The 1,811-nt window shown below is 62.6% G+C and carries 1 pseudogene; it reads left to right on the top strand.

The window, feature by feature from the left end:
* Positions 1 to 253: 253 nt before the first annotated feature.
* Positions 254 to 1,811 (top strand): annotated as a pseudogene (locus BGN91_RS08195) (DNA-directed RNA polymerase subunit beta'); the annotation flags it as partial.

The following is a 1,811-nucleotide window of genomic DNA, read 5'->3' as shown; positions in this document are numbered from 1 at the left end:
CGTGCTGGTCAAGGAAATGCGCTCGCTGGGCCTCAATGTCGATCTGCACAATTCCAAGATCGGCGGCGCGACGCCGACGTCCGAAGCGGCCGAGTGACAGTTTGAGAGCGCCTATCCCGGCCGCGGCGCATCACGGGCGATGCGTGGCAGAACCGGGACCGTAACGAATTCCGCGGACCGTTGAGGTCCTGGATCAGCAGCGAAACACCTGGCGCTGCGCAGCATCCGGGACACGGCCGTCGAGGAGAAGACCATGAACCAAGAAGTGATGAACCTGTTCAATCCGACGACCCCGGCACAGGTCTTCGACCAAATCCGGATTTCAATCGCGTCGCCGGAGAAAATTCTGTCTTGGTCCTACGGCGAAATCAAGAAGCCGGAGACCATCAACTACCGCACGTTCAAGCCGGAGCGCGACGGCCTGTTCTGCGCCCGCATCTTCGGGCCGATCAAGGACTACGAATGCCTGTGCGGCAAGTACAAGCGGATGAAGTACAAGGGCATCATCTGCGAGAAGTGCTCGGTGGAGGTGACGCTGTCGCGCGTGCGGCGCGAGCGCATGGGCCATATCGAGCTGGCCGCGCCGGTTGCCCACATCTGGTTCCTGAAATCGCTGCCCTCGCGCATCGGCCTTCTGCTCGACATGACGCTGAAGGATCTCGAGCGCATCCTCTATTTCGAATATTACGTCGTCCTCGAGCCGGGCCTCACCGCGCTCAAGGACCGGCAGTTGCTGTCGGAGGAGGAATACCTCCGCGCGCAGGACGAGTACGGCCAGGACAGCTTCACCGCCATGATCGGCGCGGAGGCGATCCGCGAACTGCTGAAGGGGCTTGAGCTCGAAAAGCTCGAGGCGGAACTGCGCGCCGAAATGCAGGCGACGGAGTCCGATATCCGGCACAAGAAGCTCGCCAAGCGCCTGAAGATCGTCGAGGCCTTCCGCTTCTCCGGCAACAAGCCGGAGTGGATGATCCTGACCGTGGTGCCGGTGATTCCGCCAGACCTGCGTCCGCTGGTTCCGCTCGACGGCGGCCGCTTCGCCACCTCCGATCTCAACGACCTGTACCGCCGCGTCATCAACCGCAACAACCGTTTGAAGCGGCTGATGGAGCTGCGCGCGCCGGACATCATCATCCGCAACGAAAAGCGCATGCTTCAGGAAGCGGTCGACGCGCTGTTCGACAATGGTCGCCGTGGCCGCGTCATCACCGGCGCCAACAAGCGACCGCTGAAATCGCTCGCCGACATGCTGAAGGGCAAGCAGGGCCGCTTCCGCCAGAACCTGCTCGGCAAGCGCGTCGATTATTCCGGCCGCTCCGTCATCGTCGTCGGCCCCGAACTGAAGCTGCATCAGTGCGGCCTGCCGAAGAAGATGGCGCTGGAGCTGTTCAAGCCGTTCATCTACTCGCGGCTCGACGCCAAGGGTCTGTCCACCACGGTGAAGCAGGCGAAGAAGCTGGTCGAGAAGGAGCGCCCCGAGGTCTGGGACATTCTCGACGAGGTTATCCGCGAGCATCCGGTGCTGTTGAACCGCGCGCCGACCTTGCATCGTCTCGGCATTCAGGCGTTCGAGCCGGTGTTGATCGAGGGCAAGGCGATCCAGCTTCACCCGCTGGTTTGCGCCGCGTTCAATGCCGACTTCGACGGCGACCAGATGGCCGTGCATGTTCCGCTGTCGCTCGAGGCGCAGCTCGAGGCGCGCGTGCTGATGATGTCGACCAACAACATCCTGCATCCGGCGAACGGCCAGCCGATCATCGTGCCGAGCCAGGACATCGTGCTCGGTCTCTACTATCTGTCGATCATGCGGG

This window comes from Nitrobacter sp. 62-13, from assembly GCF_001896955.1.
In the GTDB taxonomy this organism is placed as follows: Bacteria; Pseudomonadota; Alphaproteobacteria; order Rhizobiales; family Xanthobacteraceae; genus Nitrobacter.
Note: the sequence above shows the minus strand (reverse complement) of the source record. Positions and strands in the feature narration are given on the sequence as shown.